Below are 18,374 nucleotides of genomic sequence, written 5' to 3' on the forward strand. Positions count from 1 at the left end.
TCGCAACAACAGAAAAACAACCTTAGGTTGTTATCCACATAGCCAACGACCCTGTGGATGAATGGGGCAGACCATTGGCGATCAGATACTTGCTGTTCCAGATTTCCGGGAGAAAATAATTTTATCCACACGCGTAATTTTGCATGCTTTGCCCTCTAGGCACTGCGCGACGCAGCGAATCAACCTAAGGGCGATTGATAAATAAAGGTCACTCTGCGCGCCGGTCTTGCCAGAGCGCGCTGACTGAGCGATAGACGCAGTCAAAAGGGAGGCTACATGAAAGTTGCCAGCTTCAACATCAACGGCATAAAAGCACGGCTCCCTGCCCTGCTTGACTGGCTCAAAGAAGCCGAACCAGACGTTGCGATCCTGCAAGAAATCAAATCCGTTGACGAAGGGTTTCCACGAGATCCGATTGAAGAGCTTGGCTATCAGGTCGAAACCCACGGGCAGAAAAGCTTTAACGGAGTCGCGCTTCTGTCAAAGCTCCCGCTTGAGGATGTGCGCCGTGGATTGCCCGGTGATGAGACGGACGAACAGGCGCGCTGGATTGAGGCGACTGTTGTGGGAGAGCACAAAGCCCTGCGGATTTGCGGGCTTTACCTTCCTAACGGCAATCCGGCACCGGGGCCGAAATATGACTACAAACTCGCATGGATGGCGCGCCAGAAGGCCCGCGCCAAAGAACTACTGGAACAAGAAGAACCGTTCTTGATGGCAGGCGACTACAATGTGATCCCGCAGGATGAGGATGCCAAACGCCCCGAAGCTTGGACCACCGATGCGCTTGCCCTGCCCCAAAGCCGGGCGGCCTTCCGCGACCTTGTGAACCTTGGGTTCACCGAAGCGTTTCGTGCGCGTAACACCGCGCCGGGGCATTACACGTTCTGGGACTATCAGGCCGGAGCCTGGAACCGTGATGACGGAATTCGGATTGACCACTTTCTGCTCAGCCCCGAAGCCGCCGACTTGATGCAGGATTGTGGCATCGACAAGGGCGTTCGCGGGCGCGAAAAACCCTCAGATCACGTGCCGATCTGGGTAGAGTTTGCGCTTTGAAAGACGATCAATCGCTTTGGTGCTTTGGTGCTTTGGTTGAAAACACATGTGCGGATGTCTTGGTACAAGACGGAAAGATGACGAGTTGCAATACCTCGGCTGGCTGCTCCACCAGCAAGCTTCACATTCCAATAATTCCAAACGCATAAATTCCGGATGTCAGAAAAACAATTCCAGAGACATAGTCAGTCATTTTGCGCGGTTGTTTTTTGGGGGTCATGGTCCAGTCAGACCATTTGTTGTGATTTTCTTCTTGGTCGACAGCGTCCCAGTAGTTCATAGCAGCCTCTCTCGGTGCCCCCACCAAGGCTCACTAAACAACTCAGAAATATGTCAAAAATGAGGCAAGTGAGGCAGAAATTAGGTCTATGCCCCAAGCATTTACATGCATTCTTCGCGCTCAGGCATCAATCACCTCCCGAGTCTCACATTGTCCACAATCTTGAATAAATACAGAGGTCAACTCTCACACATTTATCCGACTTACTGGCGACGAAGATAATTCTCACTGCGTCACATCGTGACCATAGATCCAGTCAAACTGGCCAATCATACGGCCCGGGGCGACAAGACCACCAAGTTTCAGCCCTGCATGCGCCATGCCCCGCAACGGTCGAAACGACAAATGATACTTCCAAGCATTCTTGCTGGCAGCCATAACGATGCGCGCAGTGCGGTCTTTGCGTAGCTCCTGATATCGAGCCAGTGCTGACGATATATCGGAAGCCGCGCTCAGGCATTTACCAAGTGTCCAGGCGTCCTCCAGTGCCATGTTCGCCCCTTGCGCTAAAAATGGCAGCGTTGGATGAGCCGCGTCGCCCAGCAAGGCCACATTCCCCGCCTGCCAGCTTGGCGCAACGGGATGCCGGAACAACCCCCAAAGGTTGACCTGCTCCACACGACTCAAAAGCGCCTGAACATCCGGCCCAAAATCCGCAAAGACAGCCCGCATTGCATCAGGATCATCCTGCTGGCTCCAGCTCTCAGCCACCCACTGTGTGCGTTCTTCCACAGCCACAATATTGCGCAGCCTGCTCTGCCGGAGCGGATAAGTTACGATGTGGCGGCGCGGCCCCATATAGAGATCAACCATTTGCGAGGCCTCGATTTCCGGGACGACCGCGCGCCAGGCCACTTGCTGCGTGAAAAACGGTGCAACCGTGCCATTGAGCGCCGCGCGGGCGACTGAGTGCAACCCATCGGCACCGACGACCAAATCGGCACTATGGGTGTTTCCGTCATGATCCGTGACCTTGGGCGTTGTATCGGGCGTGACATTCATCACCTGAAACCCGGTGCTGACCTCCACACCGCTTTGCACAGCGGCACCAAGCAAGAGATTCAGCAGATCCGCGCGATGCACGAAATAGTAGTCACTATGCCCGGAAAGTCCGAGGTCGAGTGTCGTTACAAGCCTGCCGGAGTAGTCTCGCAATCGAATATGGGTGCCTTGCGGGCTGGTCGCGCGCAAACGTTCTCCAAGCTCCAGCGCCTTGAGAACGACAAATCCGTTTGGACTGACCTGAATACCAGCGCCCACTTCGGTGATCTCAGGTGCCTGCTCCAATACACGCACAGAGGCCCCCTGCCGACGCAGCACCAGGGCCGCAGCCATTCCACCAATGCCGGCACCGATCACGACAACGTTGAGACCTGTTAAATCCATATGCCCTTTTGAAAGCAAAAACGCCGGAGCAAAAGCCCCGGCGCCTGAATTTCTGTTTGTCCTGGCACGAAATCAGTCGTCGCGATGCACTTTTTCACGGCGCTCGTGGCGCTCTTGAGCCTCAAGGCTCATGGTTGCAATCGGACGCGCGTTCAATCGCTTAAGGCTGATCGGCTCGCCGGTCACTTCGCAATACCCGTATTCGCCCTCGTCGATACGGCGCAGAGCGGCGTCGATCTTGGCCACCAGCTTGCGCTGACGATCCCGCGTGCGCAATTCCAGCGCGCGATCTGTCTCTTCGCTGGCCCGGTCCGCAACATCAGGGATCGCGCGGGTGCCGTCTTGCAGCCCCTCGATCGTGTCGCGACTGCCTTCCAGCAATTCGTTTCTCCAGTTAATCAGCTTGCGCCGAAAATACTCCAGCTGACGGTCGTTCATAAACGGTTCGTCTTCGGCCGGGGTATAGTCTTCTGCAAGAAAGACTTCAGCTTTCATGTCAGCTCCCTCATCAAGGCCAAGGTCATGCATTTCAGTCTCCCGAGACCGCGGCTCCCACGCGCACCGGATATACCTGCCGCAAGGGAATGTCACTACACAATCAACCTGCATTGATGTGTAATCATTGAAATAATAGGGTGCGCGCGAATTTACAGCAGTTTGTCATCACAAAAAGGCCAAGACACGACATGAAGTTCACAGGAACAGATGCCTATATCGCCACCGACGACCTCACAGTGGCGGTCAATGCGGCGGTGACCCTTGAACGCCCTCTGCTTGTTAAGGGCGAGCCGGGAACGGGTAAAACTGAGCTCGCGCGGCAGGTGGCCGAGGCCCTTGGGCTCTCTATGCTGGAGTGGAATATCAAATCCACCACCAAGGCGCAGCAAGGGCTTTACGAATACGATGCCGTGTCCCGTCTGCGCGACAGCCAACTGGGTGAAGAGCGCGTGCATGACGTGAAGAACTACATCAAAAAGGGCAAGCTCTGGCAGGCTTTTGAGGCGGACGAAAAGATTGTTTTGCTGATTGATGAAATCGACAAGGCCGATATCGAGTTTCCCAATGACCTTTTGCAGGAACTCGACCGGATGGAATTTCACGTCTACGAGACAGGCGAGACCATTCAGGCACGCCAACGTCCGATTGTGATCATCACCTCAAACAATGAAAAAGAACTGCCAGATGCCTTTCTGCGCAGGTGTTTCTTTCACTACATCCGGTTTCCTGACCCTGAAACGATGAAGCAAATCGTCGAGGTGCATCACCCAGGCATCAAGGACAAGCTTCTGACCGAGGCGCTGACACAGTTCTACGAGATTCGCGAACAATCCGGATTGAAGAAAAAGCCGTCCACGTCAGAGGTTCTGGATTGGCTGAAGCTCATTCTGGCCGAAGATCTGACAGCAGAAGACCTCAAACGCGATGGCGCGGATGCGTTGCCGAAACTACATGGCGCATTGCTAAAAAATGAGCAGGATGTGCATCTGTTTGAGCGGTTGGCCTTTATGGCGCGGCGTCAACAGCGCTGAGCAAACGGCTGAAAAATAAGGAACTGTCTAGACAGAACCGGTCCTGTCGCTAACATAACCCTGTTCTGCGGCACAGCTGCTCTCGGCTGCGGACATGATATGAGACCTGACGACGGCCCAAGCCGGGAGAAGATATGACGTGTTTGACGATGTGCGCCAGCGCCACATTTGGCGGTGTGATGTCCGAACTGAACCACATTTATACCTTCATTGCTCCCAAGAACGGGCCGAAACAATCTGCAGTCTGGTCGGATATTGTTGGCGGTACGGTGCCTAATACCGTGCTGACCGATTCTCTGGGATTCGGGCGTTTTGGAGCTTGGATCGCTCGTGATCAAAAGCAGTGAGGGTGTGATGCGCCGTTTTATTTTGCCACTTTGTCTTGCCTTGGGCGCGTGTGCCGGAGCGCCGGTTCAAGAAACACCCTCCCGTGCGGCCACACCGGAAACGTCGTCCCTGCCCGCGATGAAGACGTTTGCCGTGGCGCGCCCAACCGCGCCGCAAAGGTCGAACCGGGACATCGCCCGCGATTTTCTAGATTTGGCATTTCAGTTGGAGTCGGGACGCCAACTTGAGGTGCTGTCACGATTTGAGGGGCCAATCTCGATCCGCGTGACCGGAAACCCTCCCCCTACACTGATTCCGGATCTCAATCGTCTCGTAAAGCGCCTGCGCAATGAGGCTGGTATCGACATTGCCCGTGTGCGCTCGGAAAGTTCAAACATCACCATTGAGGCCGTCTCACGTGCCGAAATTCGGCGGCATCTGCCAAAAGCGGCCTGTTTTGTGGTGCCCAATATCGACCGTTTGTCGCAATACCGCGCCGCGCGCAACAGCCGAGCAACCAATTGGAGCCTGTTGCGCACACGTGAAAAGCTGGCGATCTTCCTGCCCAATGATGCCTCCCCCCAGGAGGTGCGTGATTGCCTGCACGAAGAGCTGGCCCAAGCCCTTGGACCGCTGAATGATCTTTACCGCCTGCCCGACAGTGTCTTTAATGACGACAATGTGCACACGGTTCTGACCGGGTTTGACATGCTGATCCTGCGCGCGTTTTACGACGCCGACCTGCAGTCAGGTATGACCCGGGCACAGGTGGCGGCAAAGCTTCCAGGCATCCTGGCACGTCTCAACCCGCGCGGTGAACGGCTGGCATCAAACCCTGCCCCGTCTACACCACGGGTCTGGATCAACGCTATTCAAACCGCTCTCGGACCCGGTGCGCGCCATGCGCAACGCCTTGGCGCTGCCACCACGGCCCTGCGGACCGCCCAATCAGAAGGCTGGACGGACCATCGTCGTGCCTTTTCGCACTATGCCATGGGGCGATTGACGCAAACCACCGACCCGGACACGGCATTGCAGCACTTCCGGCTGGCCGATCAATTCTACCGCCGCACGCCCGGGGCCGATCTGCACCGTGCCTATACCGCGTCTCAACTGGCTGCGCATGCGATCAATCAGGGCAATGGACCAAGGGCGCTGGCCATTCTGGGACCGAATCTCGGCATTGCCGAGCGGTTTGAAAATGCCGCTCTGCTCTCAACCCTCATGCTCTTACGCGGCGAAGCGCTTGATCTGGTGGGGCGCAAGGGTGAGGCCGACCGTATCCGGGTGGACAGCATTGGCTGGGCACGTTACGGGTTTGGCGCGGATTGGGCGGTGCGCGCAAAACTGCGCGAAATCTCTGCGCTCAACCCGGCAAGAGGACGCAGCGGCGGGTAAAATATGATCGTCATTCTGGGGGCAGTTCTGGGCGCGGCGTTGGGCGCTTTTGTGGCCTATCGGCGCAAGGGCAAACTGGCCGACATTCTGCAATACGCCTTTGTCTATTGTCTGATCTTCACCCTCGCGGGCCTTTTTGCGACTTTGATCATTCACCGCATGTCCGTATAAAGGCTCATGTTTCTTCCCTTCTTCGACAATCTGCGCAACGCGGGACTTCCGGTATCCTTGCGCGAATACCTGACCTTTCTGGAGGCGATGGGCGAAGGACTTGTGACCTACGATATCGAAGGGTTCTACTACCTCGCTCGCACCGCCATGGTCAAAGACGAGCGGATGATTGATCGCTTCGACCGCGCCTTTGCCGCCAGTTTTGAAGGGCTGGAGGCGATCAGCGCGGCGGATGTGATGAATGCCGTGGAAATCCCTGCAGAGTGGCTGGAAAAACTCGCTGAAAAGCACCTTACGCCCGAAGAGCGGGCCGAGATCGAAGCCCTTGGCGGATTCGACAAGCTGATGGAGACTCTCAAGGAACGGCTGAAGGAACAGCAAGGCCGCCATCAGGGGGGCAATAAATGGATTGGCACGGCCGGCACGTCGCCCTTTGGCGCTTATGGCTATAATCCTGAAGGTGTGCGCATTGGCCAGAAAGAAAGCCGTCATCAGCGTGCGGTGAAGATCTGGGACAAACGTGAGTTTCGCAATTTTGACGATACGGTTGAGCTTGGGACGCGCAACATCAAAGTGGCGCTCAAGCGCCTGCGCCGCTGGGCTCGGGATGGCGCCGAGGATGAGCTAGACCTTGATGGCACGATCCGGGCCACGGCAGAGCATGGGTATCTCGACGTCAAAACCCGGCCCGAGCGGCGCAACGCGGTCAAGGTCATCCTGTTTCTCGATGTGGGCGGCTCAATGGATCCGCATATCAAACTGGTGGAAGAACTTTTTTCCGCCGCGCGCGCCGAATTCAAGCATCTGGAATATTATTATTTCCACAACTGCCTCTATGAGGGCGTCTGGCGCGAAAACCGCCGTCGCTGGGACGCGCAGACACCGACCGATGAGGTGCTGCGGACTTACGGGTCTGACTATAAATGCATCTTTGTGGGGGACGCCTCGATGTCCCCTTATGAGATTGCCTATCCGGGCGGCGCCAATGAGCATTGGAATGCCGAAGCCGGACAGGTCTGGCTGGAGCGCGCCCGGCAGCAATGGCCCGATCATCTGTGGATCAATCCTGTCCCTGAAGCTTACTGGGGATATACGCACTCCATCGGCATGATCCGTGAGATTTTTGAAGACCGCATGGTGCCGATGACATTGCAAGGGATCGAGCGTGGCATGAAAGAGCTGGGGCGGTAAATCAGTTGAGTGGCTGCGCCACGCAGGTTTTGGTTTTGGGGTATTTTCGCCAAGAAAGAAGCAGGTGGTGGACAAAGCGATTGCCGCGTGACACTTCACCCTCATGAGCACGCGCAAGATCATCATTGATACCGATCCAGGCCAGGACGATGCGGTGGCGATCCTTCTGGCTTTGGCCAGTCCGGAAGAGATTGAGCTTTTGGGGATCACCTGCGTGGCAGGAAATGTTCCACTCGATCTGACAACACGGAATGCGCGGATGGTCTGTGAATTGGCGGGCCGGGGCGATGTGAAAGTGTTTGCGGGCTGTGACCGGCCATTGGGCCGGGATCTTGTCACCGCCGAGCATGTGCATGGCAAGACCGGATTGGACGGCCCGACCCTGCCAGAGCCGCAGATGACGTTGCAGGATGGACATGCGGTGGAGTTCCTGATCGAGACCTTGCGTACGGAGCCCACCGGTACGGTCACGCTTGTACCGATCGGTCCGCTGACCAATATTGCGACGGCATTCAAGACCGCGCCGGACGTCATTGAAAAGGTGCAAGAAATCGTCCTTATGGGTGGCGCCTATTTTGCCGTGGGCAATGTCACACCCGCCGCAGAGTTCAATATCTACGTGGACCCGCAAGCCGCCGAGGTGGTGTTCACCTCTGGTGTTGCTTTGACCGTAATGCCGCTGGATGTCACGCATCAGGTGCTTGTCACGCAAGAGCGCAACGCAGCCATCCGCGCACTTGGTACTCCTGTGGCCGAAGCCGTCGCGCAGATGACTGAGTTCTTTGAGCGCTATGATCGAGAGAAATACGGTTCCGAAGGTGCGCCTTTGCACGATCCCTGCACCATTGCCTATCTTATCCGGCCTGACCTTTTTGCCGGACGGCATGTGAACGTTGAAATTGAAACCACGTCTGAATTAACCCTCGGCATGACTGTTGCGGATTGGTGGGGTGTCACGGATCGTGCCCCCAATGCCCAGTTCATGGGGTCTGTAAATGCAGATGGGTTCTTTTCCCTCTTAACCGAAAGGTTGGCCCGGCTATGACACGTCTGACACTGGCAAAAATGGAAGATCTGGACCGTGTTCTGCCTCTTGTGGCCGCGTTCCACGAAGAAGAAGGTGTGGAACAGGACGAGGCCACGCGGCGCGCGGCCCTCGTTCCGTTGCTAGAAGGCTCGCCGCATGGCTGCGTTTATCTGGCCGGACCAACGCGCGCGCCCATTGGCTATGTGATTGTCACCTTCGGCTGGTCCGTGGAATTCGGCGGCCTCGATGGATTTCTCGATGAGATTTACATCCGTCCCGGTGTGCGCGGACGTGGGATCGGGTCTGAAATTCTGATCTCCTTGCCCAAGACGCTGGCGGCGGCAGGCATGAAAGCCATTCATCTTGAGGTGAATAAGGACAACGCGCAGGCCCGCAGCGTGTATGAAAAGATGCATTTCTCGCCTAGAGAGAAGTACATGCTGATGACGCGTAAACTCTAGCTTTCATTTGAAAAACCCCTAGATTGCTGGCCATGAGCCTGCACATACCTTTCGACAATTCCTATGCCCGGCTGCCGTCGCGCTTTTACACGCGTCAAAGCCCGGTGCCGGTGCGCGAACCGGAATTGGTTGCGTTCAACGACGGCTTGGCCAAAGAGCTTGGTATGCGCACCGGGTCCGAAGTGGAGCGCGCGCTGGTGTTTTCGGGCAATCGCGTGCCAGACGGCGCTGAGCCGCTGGCGCAGGTCTATGCCGGGCATCAGTTTGGCGGGTTTTCTCCGCAATTGGGCGATGGGCGTGCCAACCTTTTGGGTGAGGCGGTTGTCGGAGATCAGCGTTACGATATTCAGCTCAAGGGCTCTGGTCCCACGCCGTACTCCCGGATGGGAGATGGGCGCGCCTGGCTTGGGCCAGTGCTGCGCGAATATGTGGTGAGCGAGGCGATGCATGCCATGGGCATCCCCACAAGCCGCGCCTTGGCCGCAACCTTGACAGGCGAGCAGGTCTATCGCGAAACGGGTGCCCTGCCCGGCGCGATCCTGACGCGTGTGGCCGCGAGCCATATCCGAGTGGGCACGTTTCAATACTTCGCCGCGCGCCGCGACCTGCCAGCACTAGAAGCGCTTTTTGCATATGTGGTTGAGCGACACTATCCTGGCATCGAAAGCCCCGAAGCGTTGCTTGACGCCGTCATTGACCGGCAGGCTAAGCTCATTGCGCAATGGATGTCTGTGGGCTTCATTCATGGGGTGATGAACACCGATAACACCACACTATCAGGCGAAACCATCGACTATGGGCCTTGCGCGTTTCTCGACATTTATCATCCCGACACAGTGTTCAGTTCGATTGATACGCATGGGCGGTACGCTTACTCCAATCAGCCAAACGTAATCGTCTGGAACATGGCCCAACTGGCCACGTCCCTGGTGCCTCTCATGCCGGATCAGGACAAAGCGGTAGAAGTGTTCACACGGTCCGTGCATGCCATGCCAGACCTAATTCAGGCCGCGTGGCTTAGGCGTTTCGGACGCAAGATCGGGCTGGCCCAGCTGTCTAAGACTGATGAGGCGTTGGTCACTGAGCTCTTACAAATCATGGCCGACGGACGCGCCGATTTCACCAACACGTTCCGCGCCTTGAGCGATGGTAGAGCGCGCGATCAGTTCCTTGACCCGAACATCTTTGACGCCTGGGAAACAGGCTGGCGAACGCGAATTGAACAAGAAGAAGACCCCATATCCGTGATGCGCAGCGCCAATCCGGCCTATATTCCGCGCAATCACCGCATCGAGCAGATGATCCAGGCCGCTGTGGCCGGGGATTTTGCCCCGTTTGAGAGATTGAACACCGTGCTGTCCAAGCCGTTTGAGGGCCAGGAAGGCGCAACTGACCTGACATATCCGCCCGAACCGTCAGAGGTGGTGCAGCAAACTTTCTGCGGGACCTAAGAATTTGCGATGTGCCCCCGCCTAATGTCTGGATTCCTGACGCGATAGCGGATATCCAACGATCCCGACAGAGCGGTGGCAGAGCATATGACCGACACAATTATCGACCGTTGCGAAACCAAAGGTCTGCGTATGACAGACCAGCGGCGCACCATTGCCAGCGTTTTGGAAGAATCTGACGATCATCCTGATGTGGAAGAGCTTTACGCCCGGGCGAGCGGACGGGACCCCAACATCTCTATCGCTACAGTCTATCGAACCGTGAAGTTGTTTGAAGAGGCAGGCATTCTCGACAAGCTGGAATTTGGCGATGGCCGCGCGCGCTATGAGGATGCCGAGCGCGATCATCACGACCACCTTATTGACCTGAATTCCGGTGAAGTCATTGAATTTGTCGATCCTGAGATCGAACAACTTCAGGAAAAAATCGCGAAGAAGCTGGGCTATCGCCTCAAGGGGCATAAGCTTGAGCTATACGGTGTGCCGATCTCAAAAGGGTAAAGTGCTCTTGTGATCCGCAAGCAGGCCGCATAAGGCGGACTCAATCGCTTTTCCGAGGCACCGATGGACAATCTGCGCGGCATCATTTTCGTGATCGTGGCCATGGCTGGCTTCACGATTGAGGACATGTTCATCAAGCAACTGTCCGCGACGCTTCCGGTTGGGCAAATTCTGATTGTGCTCGGGATCGGTAGCGGCGCGATTTTTGCGACTTTGTCCTTGCTTAAGGGTGAGTCGCTCATACGCCGGCAGATCTGGCAGCCGATGTTTCTGTGGCGCGCCCTGAGCGAGGCGATTGCCGCGATTTGCTTTGCCACAGCGCTGTCTTTGGTGGACATTTCGGTCGTCGCTTCCGTGTTTCAGGCCACACCTCTGGTTATCACCATGGGGGCCGCGCTTTTCCTGGGCGAAAAGGTCGGGTGGCGGCGGTGGAGTGCGATTTTCATCGGGTTTATCGGCGTCTTGATGATTATCCGCCCCGGACTGGACGGGTTTGACCCCAATGCTCTGCTGGTGCTCGGGTCGGTTCTGTTCGTCACGGTGCGCGACCTGATCACGCGAAAAATCGCGGCTGACATTTCGTCGACTGTTATTTCTTTTCAGGGGTTTGCAGCTCTGATCCCGGCGGGGATCATTCTGCTTTGGATGACCGGTGAACACGCGCAAAGCACAGGGAGCACAGAGCTTTGGATGCTTTTGGGCGGGGTGATCTTTGGGGCGATTGGATATTACGGCATTGTCCAGGGCATGCGCCTTGGGGATGCCGCGGTGGTGACGCCCTTCCGGTACACGCGGCTTCTCTTTTCGCTGTTGGTCGGCATTATCGTGTTTCAGGAAACACCAGATGCGCTCACCCTCATCGGGGCAGCGCTGATCATCTCGACCGGCCTCTTCACCTTTCTGCGCGAGAGACAGCTGGCCAAGGCCAAACTGGCCTAAGACCCTACCCACGCGCGGTTGCATTCCAGCGCAGACTTGGTATTTCAGCGCCAAAGTTTGATTGATTTGGAGCGGCCCCATGAGCCTGATTTACGATGTCCACGCCCGTGAAATTCTCGACAGCCGGGGCAACCCGACGGTGGAAGTCGACGTCATCCTCGAAGATGGCACCATGGGCCGGGCCGCTGTGCCCTCTGGGGCATCCACAGGCGCGCATGAGGCGGTGGAAAAGCGAGACGGTGACAAGACACGCTACATGGGTAAAGGCGTGCTGGAGGCCGTGGCCGCGGTCAACGGAGAGATCTCCGAGGCTTTGGCCGGGTTTGATGCCACCGAGCAGGTGGCGATTGACGAGACCATGATCGAGCTCGACGGCACGCCCAACAAAGGACGTCTTGGGGCTAACGCGGTCCTGGGCGTGAGCCTCGCCGTGGCCAAGGCGGCCGCTGATTTCACCATGCAGCCGCTTTTCCGCTATGTCGGCGGCACTTCGGCGCGCACCCTGCCCGTTCCGATGATGAACATCATCAATGGCGGCGAACATGCCGACAACGCCATCGATATTCAGGAATTCATGATCATGCCGGTCAGCGCCGGCAATATCCGCGACGCCGTACGGATGGGGGCCGAGGTCTTTCACACGCTGAAAAAGGAACTTTCAGCGGCGGGGCTCTCCACTGGAATCGGCGACGAGGGTGGCTTTGCCCCTAACATCGCCTCGACCCGCGATGCGCTCGATTTCATTCTGAAGTCCATCGACAAAGCGGGTTACAAAGCCGGTGAAGACATCTACCTGGCGCTGGATTGCGCGGCGACAGAATACTTCAAGGGTGGAAAATACGTTTTTGAAGGAGAAGGAAAATCCCTATCTTCGGAAGAAAACGCAGAGTACCTCGCCGCGCTGGTTGCGGATTACCCCATCATCTCGATTGAGGATGGCATGTCCGAAGATGACTGGGACGGATGGAAGGCTCTGACCGACAAAATCGGCGACAAGGTGCAGCTTGTGGGCGACGATCTTTTTGTCACAAACCCCGCACGTCTGGCGGATGGGATTTCGCGTGGCGTGGCCAACTCAATGCTGGTCAAGGTTAACCAGATCGGCAGCCTGACGGAGACACTCAAGGCCGTCGATATGGCACACCGCGCACGCTATACCAATGTCATGTCGCACCGCTCGGGCGAGACCGAAGATGCCACCATCGCCGACCTTGCCGTGGCGACAAATTGCGGTCAGATCAAAACCGGCAGCCTCGCGCGCTCGGACCGCTTGGCGAAGTACAATCAGCTGATCCGCATTGAAGAAGCGTTGGGCGACACTGCGGTTTATTCCGGACGCTCGATCCTGCGGGGCTAGGTGACTGCCGACGAGATCATCTCAGCGCTCAACCTAGCGCCGCATCCCGAGGGTGGGTTCTTTCGCGAAACCTGGCGGGCGGAAGGATCCGGACGTGCGTCTGGCACGGCGATCTACTTTCTGCTGCGCGGTCAGGATGACAACCGCTGGCACAAGGTGGATACGGCTGAGATCTGGCATTTCTACGCTGGCGCGCCGCTCGTGTTGTCAATGTCAGATACAGAGGCAGGCCCGGCAAGAGATCATGTACTGGGTTCTGATTTTAGCAAAGGTGAACAACCGCAATTGATTGTTCCGCCAGGATATTGGCAAATGTCACGGTCTACGGGCAGCTACACATTAGTCGGCTGCACGGTCTCACCCGGATTCGAGTTTGAGCACTTTGCCCTTGCACCCGAAGGGTTTGATATCCCACGCTAATTCAGGCCCGCAGACTTCAGAAAAGCAACCAGATTCCGCGTTGATCCATCCTTGTCGTCAACCCCTGCCTCACCTGTCAGAATCGGCTCCATCTCTTTGGCCAGCACCTTGCCAAGCTCAACCCCCCACTGATCATAAGAGTTGATGCCCAAAATCACACCCTCGACAAAGACGCGATGCTCATAAAGCGCGATGATCTGGCCCAGCCGGTAAGGCGTGAGCTGATCATAAACCAGCGTCGTCGAAGGGCGGTTGCCCGGAAAGACGCGGTGCGCGGCCTGTCGCTCCAACTCAGCGCCTTCAAAGCCAGCATCGCTCATCAGGGCACGCGCTGTGTCCATGTCACGCCCGAGCATCAAAGCCTCGGATTGTGCCAGGCAATTGGCGACCAAAAGCCGATGGTGGTGCGCCAATTCCGGTTCATGCCCCCTGGCCGCCACCATTAACTCACACGGCACAACCTGCGTGCCCTGATGGATCAGCTGATAAAACGCATGCTGCCCGTTGGTGCCCGGCTCACCCCAGACCACAGGACCAGAGCCGCCTTCAACCGGGGCGCCCTCCATCGTCACGCCCTTGCCGTTGCTCTCCATTTCCAATTGCTGGAAATAGGCGGCCAGACGTGACAGGCGTTGATCATAGGGCAAGACCGCCCTGGTAGGATAGCCGCACACCTGATGATGCCAGAGCCCGACAAGGGCTAGCATTACGGGCATATTCACAGCCAAATCCGCGTGACAAAAATGCGCATCCATAGCCGCGCCACCGGCAAGGAAGTCCTCAAACCGCTCCGGACCAATGGCCAGCATAAGCGGCAATCCAATCGGCCCCCACATCGAATAGCGCCCGCCCACCCAATCTTCAAACCCAAAGACACGCGATGGGTCGATCCCAAATGCCGCAGTCTTGTCCTCGGCGGTGGAGACGGCAACAAACTGCGCGCCTGGTTCTTCTACAGCCTGCGCCATCCACTGACGCGCAGTTTCGGCATTGGTCATAGTTTCAATCGTGGTGAAGGTCTTGGAGGCGATGATCACCAATGTTGTTTTGGGATCAAGTCCTTGCAGGCAATCATGAATGTCCGCGCCATCGACATTTGAGACAAAATGACACCGCGGTCCATCGTGATAAGGTGCCAATGCCAATGTCCCCATCTCGGGCCCAAGATGCGAGCCACCAATGCCGATATTGACCACGTCGGTGATCGGCCCGCCCGCCCCCTCAAAGCGCCCTGCTCGCACATCTTCCGCGAAAGAGGCCATACGTGCCCGCACCGCGCGCAGCTCCGGCAAAACATCCACACCATCAACATGGACCACAACATCCTCTGGCGCACGCAACGCGATATGCAGCACAGACCGCCCTTCGGTTTCATTGATGGCGGCCCCGCCAAACATCTCAGCGCGTTTTTTCGCCACACCCTGTGTCTCTGCCAGAGCCAACAGAGCATCACGCGCAGCGTCAGTCATGGAGGTTTTTGCATAGTCAAACCGCATCCCATCCGCTTCGATGACAAAACGGTTGGCACGGTCCGGCTCAGCCAGAAGCTCCACGATTTTTGCGCCGGTGCGCTGCTTTAGCTCATCCCACATGACCCGCTCTGCCTTGCTTCTTTCTTGTCAAAAATACCCAAACCCTACGGCGCCCAATGCACCATCGTATCATCCAAAATCGCGGCCACCGGAGCTTGCTCTGCCCCCTGCCCGCGCGCACGATCCAGAGCGGCGCGCTTGGCCTCTCCTGTGATCAGCAGGTGCTTGGAAATCGCCCCGTTCATCACCCGCGCCGAGAGGCTGACGCGGATATCTTCAACATGCGACGACCGGATCGGCACCAGCACAGGCGCGTCATCGGCCAGAGCCGCGTCCAATCCATCCGCACCAGGGAAAAGCGATGCAGTGTGCATATCCGCGCCCATACCCAGCACAAGGATCGAGATGGGCAGAGCTTCGGCAATGCAGACCTCCAGTTCAGCCAGCACCTTTTCCGGCTCTTCGGCTTTCGCATAAAGTGGCAGATACCGTGCCTTCGCTGCCCGTCCCACCAACAGGCGCTCGCGCACCAGCTTGGTGTTGGACCGCACATGCACCTCCGGCACCCAGCGTTCATCGCTGAGCATCACATCTACCCGGGACCAATCCAGATCGACACCACAGAGAACGTCGAACATCGGCGCCGGTGTTTTGCCCCCCGGCACCGTCAAAAGAACGCGGCCTTCACGGTCAAGCGCGGCGGTCAGTTCCCCGGCCAATGTGTTGGCCACATCAATGGCCAGCATTTCGTAGTCAGGGTATTCCAAAAGCTTCATGCCTTGATCTCCCGCCAGCGGCGTCCATCGCGGTGCATCAACATCAGCGCATCATCGGGGCCTGAACTACCCGACGCATAGGGCAGCGGTGCCTCGCCGCGCTCTTGCCATCCGGCAATGATCGGATCAGTCCAGGCCCAAGCGGCCTCGACCTCGTCGCCACGCATAAAGAGGGTCTGGTTGCCGCGGATGACATCCATGATCAGCCGCTCATAAGCGTCTGGAAAATCGGCCTCTTCAGGGCCGAGAGCCTCAGCAAAGGTCATGTCGAGCGGGACATCCACAAGCCGCATCCCGCCGGGACCGGGCTCTTTGATCGTGACACCAAGCTCAATCCCTTCATTGGGTTGCAGTTTGATGGTCAGAATGTTGCGATGCACGCCCGCCTCGACATCAAAGATCGAATGCGGCGCGTCTTTGAACACCACGGCAATCTCACTGGCCCGTTCCCGCAGACGTTTGCCCGTGCGGAGGTAGAACGGCGTCCCGGCCCACCGCCAGTTGCTGATATGCGCGCGCATGGCGACAAAGCTTTCCGTGGTGCTGTCAGGATTGCCAACTTGCTCGCGAAATCCGGCCTGATCATGCGCGGCCTCGTATTGACCCCGCACAACATCATCAGGTGCCACCTCGTCCAAGGCGCGAATGACCTTCAGCTTTTCATCCCGCACGGCGTCCGGGTTGAACTTGGCCGGCGGCTCCATGGCGATAAGGCACAAAAGCTGCATCAGATGATTTTGCAGCATGTCGCGCATCGCGCCAGAGCGGTCATAGTATTCGCCACGTCCGCCAACACCGACCTCTTCGGCCACAGTGAGCTGAATGTGATCGATATATTGGCTGTTCCAAAGCGGCTCAAAGAGCATGTTGCCGAACCGGATGGCCATCAGGTTCTGAACCGTTTCTTTGCCTAAATAATGGTCAATGCGATAAATCTGATGTTCGTCGAAGTACTTCGCGATGATCTGGTTCAGCTCTTGCGCCGAGGCCAGATCATGGCCAAACGGTTTTTCCACGACAATGCGGCATCCGGGGCAGTCGAGCTTATGTTTGTGAAGCCGTTCCGCCAGATCGTCAAAAAGGCTGGGCCCCACCGAGAAATAGTAGGCCCGGATCACGTCATCCCGCACAGCTTTGGTCAGGTCTGACCAACCTTGGGTTCCCTTGGCATCGACAACAACATAATCAAGAAGCTCCAGGAAGCCTTTGAGATGTTTGGCGTTCTTGGCACCACCGGGTTCAAATTCCCTGACCGCATCCTTTGCAAAATCACGATAGCTTTGCGTATTGAGATCGGTGCGCGCGGCACCAATGATGCGCGACTCCGCCCCCATCTGCCCCGCACAAAACCGGCGAAACAGGCCAGGCAATATTTTGCGCCGGGCCAGATCCCCGGTGCCACCAAAAATCACCAGGTCGAAGGGATCAACCGGAATGACTCTTGAAACCATGTGGTCCTCCTGCCAAAAGCCTACGCGGCGATCACGAAGGTGTCACCTCCCGAGGCTCGACTTTTGTGGCAAGACATCCACGTTGGGCAAGAATTGTAAACGAGATTCGGAAGATAATCTTATGAAAGACGTGACAGAGCTGACCGCCAATGCCGGTAAGTTTGAAGATCCCGCGGTCACTGCCGATGGTCAGCCGCGCGCGACGGTGGCTTTGTCGAACCCGCAAACGCTTTGGTTCAACACCGGAACGCTGTGCAACATCACTTGTGTGAATTGCTATATTGAGAGCTCGCCTGAAAACGATCGCTTGGTCTATATCACGGCAGACGAAGTGCGGGATTACCTTGATCAGCTTCAGGATCGCCAATGGCCGGTGACAGAGGTCGGGTTCACGGGCGGTGAGCCTTTCATGAACCCGCAGATGATCGAAATGGCACGGGCCTGTCTGGAGCGTGAATATGAGGTCTTAATCCTGACCAATGCGATGCGCCCGATGATGCGGAAAAAGATGCAGGCAGGTTTGCGAGCCCTGCAGAAGGATTTTGGTGACAAGCTCACGCTGCGGGTGTCGGTAGACCACTGGTCTGAAGATTTGCATGACACGGAACGCGGCAAGGGCAGTTTTGCACGCACGCTGGAAGGCATGGAGTGGCTGCGCGATGCAGGCATTCGCATAGCGATCGCCGGGCGCACGGTCTGGGGCGAGTCAGATTCAGAATCGCGCGTAGGTTACGCGAACTTCTTTGAAAAGCACGGCTTTGACATTGATGCGCACAACCCCGGCATGACGGTTCTGTTTCCGGAAATGGATGCCCAGGCTGAAGTGCCGGAAATCACCACCGCCTGTTGGGGCATTTTGGATAAATCACCCAAAGACGTGATGTGCGCGTCATCCCGCATGGTGGTCAAACGTAAGGGGGCGGACCGCCCTGCTGTACTTGCCTGTACGCTTTTGCCCTATGAACCGGAATTTGAGTTCGGCGCGACTTTGCAAGAAGCAGAGCGTGATGTGGCCCTCAACCATCCGCATTGCGCCAAATTCTGTGTGCTGGGCGGGGCCAGCTGTTCGGGCTAAGTTTTTACGTGCATTTACGAAAGTAAACGGACTAGGCTCCGGT

General features: G+C 57.0%; 20 protein-coding genes. 14 read left to right on the forward strand and 6 right to left on the reverse strand.

Annotated features, from left to right (window positions below; translation table 11 throughout):
- Positions 1 to 276 precede the first annotated feature (276 nt).
- On the forward strand, positions 277 to 1,059 hold the full coding sequence (gene xth, locus RZ517_RS10725; RefSeq protein WP_338548234.1) for an exodeoxyribonuclease III: 783 nt from the start codon (positions 277 to 279) through the stop codon (positions 1,057 to 1,059).
- A 121-nt stretch (positions 1,060 to 1,180) separates the two neighbouring features.
- Here the strand turns inward: xth and RZ517_RS10730 are convergent, their stop codons facing one another.
- The 3 genes from RZ517_RS10730 to dksA all read right to left on the reverse strand — a co-directional run bounded on the left by RZ517_RS10730 (position 1,181) and on the right by dksA (position 3,253).
- Positions 1,181 to 1,339, reverse strand: a complete 159-nt coding sequence (locus RZ517_RS10730; protein ID WP_338548235.1) for a hypothetical protein — start codon at positions 1,337 to 1,339, stop codon at positions 1,181 to 1,183.
- A 225-nt stretch (positions 1,340 to 1,564) separates the two neighbouring features.
- The gene (locus RZ517_RS10735) at positions 1,565 to 2,725 is read right to left on the reverse strand and encodes an FAD-dependent monooxygenase (RefSeq protein ID WP_338548236.1); all 1,161 of its coding nucleotides are present in this window, start codon (positions 2,723 to 2,725) and stop codon (positions 1,565 to 1,567) included.
- A gap of 72 nt (positions 2,726 to 2,797) precedes the next feature.
- The gene (dksA, locus tag RZ517_RS10740) at positions 2,798 to 3,253 is read right to left on the reverse strand and encodes an RNA polymerase-binding protein DksA (RefSeq protein ID WP_317054482.1); all 456 of its coding nucleotides are present in this window, start codon (positions 3,251 to 3,253) and stop codon (positions 2,798 to 2,800) included.
- Between the two features lie 158 nt (positions 3,254 to 3,411).
- On the opposite strand from dksA, the gene RZ517_RS10745 reads away from it, so the two are divergent.
- The 12 genes from RZ517_RS10745 (at position 3,412) to RZ517_RS10800 (ending at position 13,497) form a co-directional block, all read left to right on the forward strand.
- On the forward strand, positions 3,412 to 4,254 hold the full coding sequence (locus RZ517_RS10745; RefSeq protein ID WP_338548237.1) for an AAA family ATPase: 843 nt from the start codon (positions 3,412 to 3,414) through the stop codon (positions 4,252 to 4,254).
- Between the two features lie 134 nt (positions 4,255 to 4,388).
- Positions 4,389 to 4,601 carry a hypothetical protein gene (locus RZ517_RS10750; protein WP_338548238.1) on the forward strand — a complete coding sequence of 71 codons (213 nt, stop codon included), beginning with the start codon at positions 4,389 to 4,391 and terminating at the stop codon, positions 4,599 to 4,601.
- A 7-nt stretch (positions 4,602 to 4,608) separates the two neighbouring features.
- Positions 4,609 to 5,979 (forward strand): DUF2927 domain-containing protein, encoded by a 1,371-nt coding sequence (locus RZ517_RS10755; protein ID WP_338548239.1) that lies wholly within the window; start codon positions 4,609 to 4,611, stop codon positions 5,977 to 5,979.
- 3 nt (positions 5,980 to 5,982) lie between these two features.
- Complete coding sequence (locus RZ517_RS10760; protein ID WP_338548240.1) at positions 5,983 to 6,150, forward strand: hypothetical protein; 168 nt, start codon at positions 5,983 to 5,985, stop codon at positions 6,148 to 6,150.
- A gap of 6 nt (positions 6,151 to 6,156) precedes the next feature.
- On the forward strand, positions 6,157 to 7,341 hold the full coding sequence (locus RZ517_RS10765; protein ID WP_338548241.1) for a vWA domain-containing protein: 1,185 nt from the start codon (positions 6,157 to 6,159) through the stop codon (positions 7,339 to 7,341).
- 103 nt (positions 7,342 to 7,444) lie between these two features.
- Positions 7,445 to 8,386 (forward strand): nucleoside hydrolase, encoded by a 942-nt coding sequence (locus RZ517_RS10770; protein WP_338548242.1) that lies wholly within the window; start codon positions 7,445 to 7,447, stop codon positions 8,384 to 8,386.
- Positions 8,383 to 8,829, forward strand: coding sequence for a GNAT family N-acetyltransferase (locus RZ517_RS10775; protein ID WP_317054476.1), 447 nt, complete (start codon positions 8,383 to 8,385; stop codon positions 8,827 to 8,829). Before RZ517_RS10770 ends, RZ517_RS10775 begins: the two co-directional genes overlap by 4 nt.
- Positions 8,830 to 8,861: 32 nt before the next feature.
- Entirely contained in the window at positions 8,862 to 10,280 is a 1,419-nt protein-coding gene (locus tag RZ517_RS10780; RefSeq protein ID WP_338548243.1) for a protein adenylyltransferase SelO, read from the forward strand.
- Positions 10,281 to 10,367: 87 nt separating this feature from the next.
- Positions 10,368 to 10,781 carry a Fur family transcriptional regulator gene (locus tag RZ517_RS10785; RefSeq protein WP_317054474.1) on the forward strand — a complete coding sequence of 138 codons (414 nt, stop codon included), beginning with the start codon at positions 10,368 to 10,370 and terminating at the stop codon, positions 10,779 to 10,781.
- Between the two features lie 63 nt (positions 10,782 to 10,844).
- Complete coding sequence (locus RZ517_RS10790; RefSeq protein WP_338548244.1) at positions 10,845 to 11,720, forward strand: DMT family transporter; 876 nt, start codon at positions 10,845 to 10,847, stop codon at positions 11,718 to 11,720.
- Positions 11,721 to 11,799: 79 nt separating this feature from the next.
- Positions 11,800 to 13,077 (forward strand): phosphopyruvate hydratase, encoded by a 1,278-nt coding sequence (gene eno, locus RZ517_RS10795; RefSeq protein ID WP_338548245.1) that lies wholly within the window; start codon positions 11,800 to 11,802, stop codon positions 13,075 to 13,077.
- Positions 13,078 to 13,497 carry a cupin domain-containing protein gene (locus RZ517_RS10800; RefSeq protein WP_338548246.1) on the forward strand — a complete coding sequence of 140 codons (420 nt, stop codon included), beginning with the start codon at positions 13,078 to 13,080 and terminating at the stop codon, positions 13,495 to 13,497.
- On the opposite strand, the gene pgi is transcribed toward RZ517_RS10800, so the two are convergent.
- Genes pgi through zwf form a run of 3 tightly spaced genes read right to left on the reverse strand, consistent with a single transcriptional unit; the run spans position 13,494 to position 17,256 of the window.
- Positions 13,494 to 15,089, reverse strand: a complete 1,596-nt coding sequence (gene pgi / locus RZ517_RS10805; protein WP_338548247.1) for a glucose-6-phosphate isomerase — start codon at positions 15,087 to 15,089, stop codon at positions 13,494 to 13,496. The two genes, RZ517_RS10800 and pgi, sit on opposite strands and share 4 nt — an antisense overlap.
- A gap of 44 nt (positions 15,090 to 15,133) precedes the next feature.
- Entirely contained in the window at positions 15,134 to 15,805 is a 672-nt protein-coding gene (gene pgl, locus RZ517_RS10810) for a 6-phosphogluconolactonase (protein WP_338548248.1), read from the reverse strand.
- Complete coding sequence (gene zwf, locus RZ517_RS10815) at positions 15,802 to 17,256, reverse strand: glucose-6-phosphate dehydrogenase (RefSeq protein WP_338548249.1); 1,455 nt, start codon at positions 17,254 to 17,256, stop codon at positions 15,802 to 15,804. Before zwf ends, pgl begins: the two co-directional genes overlap by 4 nt.
- Positions 17,257 to 17,377: 121 nt before the next feature.
- On the opposite strand from zwf, the gene RZ517_RS10820 reads away from it, so the two are divergent.
- The gene (locus RZ517_RS10820) at positions 17,378 to 18,331 is read left to right on the forward strand and encodes a radical SAM protein (RefSeq protein WP_338548250.1); all 954 of its coding nucleotides are present in this window, start codon (positions 17,378 to 17,380) and stop codon (positions 18,329 to 18,331) included.
- The last annotated feature ends 43 nt before the right edge of the window (positions 18,332 to 18,374 follow it).

Origin of the sequence: Roseovarius sp. S88 (assembly GCF_037023735.1) — a bacterium.
Taxonomy (GTDB): Bacteria; Pseudomonadota; Alphaproteobacteria; order Rhodobacterales; family Rhodobacteraceae; genus Roseovarius; species Roseovarius phycicola.